Here is a 4,770-nt window from a genome sequence, read left to right as displayed (position 1 = left end):
CCCCCGCGCGACCCTCGTCCTCCGCAAGGACATCGACCACACCATCAACAGGGTCCGCCTCCGCAAGCTCTGACCCGGACCCCTCATCCCGGATTTCCGCACGAACGTCCCCTCCTGAGCGGGTGACCTGCTCGCGGGACCGTGCCGACCTGGTCAGCGGTGTCGGGTGCGCTTGGTGAGCAGGAGTTGGAGGTGGGTGTTGAGGCGTTCGGTGGGGTCGGCGAGGTCGATGCCCGTGAGGTCGGTGGCGCGGCGGACGCGGTAGCGCAGGGTGTTGGGGTGCACGTGCAGGGCTGAGCTGGCGGCTTTGACCTCGCCGAAGTGGTCCAGGTAGGCCAGCAGGCTGCGTGCGAGGCCCGTGGCGTGCTCGGAGTCGTGTTCGTGGAGAGCGGTGAGGCGGGCGTCCCGGTAGCGCTCGTTGCCCTGCAGCACGGTGAGGATCTCGCTGATCACCACCTGCGCGCGCACATCGGAGATCGTGGCGACCTCGGCGTCGATGTCGTGCACCAGCGCGTCCAGCACCCGGTCGGCCTCGGCCCGCGACTCGGCCACCTCGTCCAGCGTCGGCACGGCAGACCCGACTCCCGCCTGCACCCGCGAGGTCAGGTGCTGCTTGGCGGCGGCGACGATCTCGCGGGTGAGCGACAGCGCCGACTGCGCGGCGGAACGCTCCGGCAGCTCCGGCAGCAGCACGTACACCCGTGATCCGATGGTCGTGACCAGCGCGCTGCGGCGGTAGGCCGAGGCGTGCACCGAGATCAGGCCCGTCATCTCCGCCCGGTGCAGCTCCAGTTCCGAGCGGTCGACACTGCCCATCGGGCGCAGGGTGAACACCGCCACCACTGCCGGCCGGTCCGCGTCGGCACCGATGTTGTCGGCGACCGAACGCGCGTCGACTCGGCCTTCCAACAGCCCGGCCAGCAGGTTCTCCCGGAGCCTCGGTCCCGCGGTGGCCTCTGAGCGCTGCCGGATCAGCTGCAGGGCCGCCAGCCTCGCGGCACCGAGCAGCGCGCGCTCGGACCGCTCCGACAGCGGGCGCCTGCCCTCCTGCACCCAGATCGAGCCGAGCGGTTGACTGCCCGCGTGGATGCCCACCGCCATCCGACGCCGGATGCCCAGATCCGGCCGCTCGTCGATGCGCACCACGTCCTCACCGGCGCGAAGTCGCTGGTAAACGCCCCATTCGCGCAGCATCGCCAGGTACTGCTCGGGACCTTGGCGGCCGAGGATGGACAGCCGCCGCAGCTCGTCGACCTCGTCGTCGGAGCGCGAGTAGGCCAGAACGCGGCTCGCGGTGTCCTCGATGCTGACGATGCCGTCGGTCATCGCCGCGACCGTCTGTGCCAGCGAGAACAGGTCGCCCAGCGCCTCCCCGACATCGGCGTCGCTGGTCAGCCGGGCGTTGTCGATGGCGTTGTGGGCGTAGGCCTCCAGGCGCTCCCATCGAACCTCCGGTCGCACGCCCAGCAGCGCGATGCCGCCTGCGATCGCGGTGTCCCGCAACGCTCGCGCCTCGGGATCGGAGCCGACCTTGACCGCCACCACCGTGGCTCCGTCGCGGGCCGCGGCCCGCACCAGCGGTGCCGCGGCCCGGCCGCGCGCGCCGATGACCAGCGCGAAATCGCTGTCGCGAGCGCTGCCGGACTCCTCCTCGGGGTCGACAATGACCACGTCACGAACCTCGACGTCCAAGCCTCGCGGTGCGGCGAGCACATCCACCAGGGGATCACCGACCGCGGCCAGCAACTGCCGCAGCGGCACTCCCACATCGGTCACTCCGACCGACTCGACATCACGCACCATTTTGTCCGATCCCACAAACCGACACCGTCAACGATAGCCAACTGAACAAGCTCCGGGCGTGAGTCACACCCTAACCTCCAAACAACACACCCACGGCGTCTCAAGGAGGCGGAACAAGCATGGACGCGATCACCTCGGTGCCGGTGCCCTACAACGAGCCGGTCAAGGGCTACGCGCCCGGCTCGCCGGAACGCGAGTCGCTGCAGAAGCGCGTGGCCGAGCTGGGATCCGAGCGCATCGAGCTCACCCAGACCATCGGCGGCACCCAGCGCATGGCGGGCGGCGACCGCTTCGACGTCGTCCAGCCCCACGACCACCAGCACGTGCTCGGCACCGCCGCCCAGGCCACCGCAGGCGACGTCGCCGACGCGGTGGCCGCCGCCAAGGACGCAGCCGCCGGCTGGGCCGCGACCTCCTTCGACGAACGGGCCGCGGTCATCCTGCGCGCCGCAGACCTGCTGGCCGGTCCCTGGCGCGACACCATCAACGGCGCCACCATCCTCGGCCAGTCGAAGTCGGTGCAGCAGGCCGAAATCGACGCCGCCTGCGAGTTCATCGACTTCCTGCGGTTCAACGTCCACTACGCGCGGCAGATCATCGCCGAGCAGCCCCGATCGGTGCCCGGCGAGTGGAACCGGATGGACTACCGGCCGCTGGACGGGTTCGTCACCGCGATCACCCCGTTCAACTTCACCGCCATCGCCGGCAACCTGCCCACCGCGCCCGCGCTGATGGGCAACACGGTGGTGTGGAAGCCGACCCCGTCGCAGCAGTTCGCCGCGCACTTCACGATGCGGCTGCTCGAGGCCGCCGGACTGCCCCCGGGCGTGATCAACCTCGTCACCGGCGACGGCCACGCCGTCAGCGACGTCGCGCTGACCGACCCGGGCTTCGCTGGCCTGCACTTCACCGGATCGACCGCCACGTTCAAGAAGCTGTGGCGCACGATCGGCGAGAACCTCGACTCCTACCGCAGCTACCCGCGCATCGTGGGCGAGACCGGCGGCAAGGACTTCATCGTCGTGCACCCCTCGGCCGACCCCGCTCCGCTGGCCACCGCGTTCGCCCGGGGCGCCTTCGAGTTCCAGGGCCAGAAGTGCTCGGCCGCTTCCCGCGCCTACGTGCCGCGCTCCATCTGGGAGGGCGGTCTGCGCGAGGAGCTCGCCGACCTGGCGCGCACCATCCGCTTCGGCGACGTCACCGACTTCTCCTACTTCGGCGGTGCCGTGATCGACGCGCGCGCCTTCGCCAAGCACAAGGCGGCGTTGGACCGCGCCAAGACCACCGGCACCATCGAGGTCCTGGCTGGTGGCGGCTACGACGACTCGGTCGGCTACTTCGTCGAGCCCACCGTGCTGGTGTGCACCGACCCGGCCGACGAGGTCTTCACCACCGAGTACTTCGGGCCGATCCTCGCCGTGCACGTCTACGACGACACCCAGTACTCCCAAGTCCTCGACGTCGTGGACTCCTCCAGCCCGTACGCGCTGACCGGCGCGGTGTTCTCCACCGACCGCTCCGCGATCGACGAAGCCCACCGCAAGCTGCGCGGCGCCGCGGGCAACTTCTACGTCAACGACAAGCCGACGGGCTCGATCGTCTCCCGCCAGCCCTTCGGCGGCAGCCGCGCCTCCGGCACCAACGACAAGGCCGGGTCGCTGCTCAACATCCAGCGCTGGACCAGCCCGCGCGCCATCAAGGAGACGTGGGACGCGCCGACCGGCCACACCTACCCCCACATGGGATGAGCACGACGGGGCGCCCCGGACGGTCCGGGGCGCCCCCTTTTTCCAACAACAGCTCGAGCGTGGGGAGAATTCGGTGTTGCGCAGTGCTTTGCTGGCCGCGGGACGCTCGCCTTCGGTGCGACGGCTCGTCGAGGCCAACCCGCTGACCAGGCCCGTGGTTCGGCGTTTCGTGCCCGGCACGTCACCCGAGGACGCCGTGCGGGCCACCCGGGAATTGAGCGACCTCGGCTTGTTCGTGACGCTGGACCGGCTCGGCGAGGACACCCTCGACGCGAGCCAAGCCGCCGCCACCGTCCGGGACTACCGGCAGGTGCTGGGTGTTCTGGCCGAGCAAGGCCTCGCAGAGCGGGCCGAGGTGTCGGTGAAGCTGTCGGCGGTGGGCCAGTTCCTGCCCTCCGACGGCGAGAAGATCGCGCTGGACAACGCCCGGCTGGTCTGCGAGGCCGCGAGCGCGGCGGGCACCACGGTCACCCTCGACATGGAGGACCACACCACCACCGATTCGACCTTGGGCATCCTGCGCGACCTGCGCGTGGACTTCCCGTGGGTGGGCGCGGTGCTGCAGGCCTACTTGCGGCGGACCGAGCAGGACTGCCGCGACCTGGCCACGGCCGGTTCGCGGGTCCGGTTGTGCAAGGGCGCCTACGACGAGCCGGAATCGGTGGCCTACCGGGACAAGTCGGAGGTCGACCGCTCCTACGTGCGGTGCTTGAAGGTGCTCATGCAGGGCGAGGGCTACCCGATGGTCGCCTCGCACGACCCCCGCATGGTCGCCATCGCCGGTGAACTGGCCGCCCGCAACGGCCGCAGGAACTCGGAATTCGAGTACCAGATGCTCTACGGCATCCGCCCCGATGAGCAACGCCGCATCGCCGCCTCAGGCGGACGGCTCCGCGTCTACGCCGCCTACGGCGACGAGTGGTACGGCTACTTCATGCGCCGCCTCGCCGAACGCCCGGCCAACCTCGCCTTCTTCCTCCGCTCCCTCGCCACCCAGAGCTGACCGCCGCACCCCCGGCGGCGCCCGGTGCCAGTGGAACCCCGTGCTCAGATCTCCACTGAAGTCAGGAACCCGACTTCCACTGAAGTCAGGGACCCGACTTCCACTGAAACCAGGTGTCGGAGTTCCACTGAGATCGGGAAGACCACCCACCCGAGGTGACTGCAGCGACAAGGCTGCGGGGTCGCCTCGGGTGGGTGGTCTTCCCGATCTCAGTGG

The 4,770-nt window shown here is 70.1% G+C and carries 3 protein-coding genes; 2 read left to right on the top strand and 1 reads right to left on the bottom strand.

What is annotated here, in order from left to right:
• Positions 1-153: 153 nt before the first annotated feature.
• Entirely contained in the window at positions 154-1,803 is a 1,650-nt protein-coding gene (locus E1161_RS26860) for a PucR family transcriptional regulator (protein WP_132627533.1), read from the bottom strand.
• Positions 1,804-1,922: 119 nt separating this feature from the next.
• On the opposite strand from E1161_RS26860, the gene pruA reads away from it, so the two are divergent.
• Positions 1,923-3,551 carry an L-glutamate gamma-semialdehyde dehydrogenase gene (gene pruA, locus E1161_RS26855; RefSeq protein ID WP_132627532.1) on the top strand — a complete coding sequence of 543 codons (1,629 nt, stop codon included), beginning with the start codon at positions 1,923-1,925 and terminating at the stop codon, positions 3,549-3,551.
• A gap of 73 nt (positions 3,552-3,624) precedes the next feature.
• Entirely contained in the window at positions 3,625-4,554 is a 930-nt protein-coding gene (locus tag E1161_RS26850; protein WP_132627531.1) for a proline dehydrogenase family protein, read from the top strand.
• The last annotated feature ends 216 nt before the right edge of the window (positions 4,555-4,770 follow it).

It is taken from the genome of Saccharopolyspora aridisoli, assembly GCF_004348445.1.
Lineage (GTDB): Bacteria > Actinomycetota > Actinomycetes > Mycobacteriales > Pseudonocardiaceae > Saccharopolyspora > Saccharopolyspora aridisoli.
This window is presented reverse-complemented; position numbering and strand designations above follow the sequence as displayed.

Bases quoted from the DNA above. Each gene is read 5' to 3' on its own strand.
- pruA (WP_132627532.1), top strand. From the start codon at position 1,923: ATGGACGCGATCACCTCGGTGCCGGTGCCCTACAACGAGCCGGTCAAG.
- E1161_RS26860 (WP_132627533.1), bottom strand. From the start codon at position 1,803: ATGGTGCGTGATGTCGAGTCGGTCGGAGTGACCGATGTGGGAGTGCCG.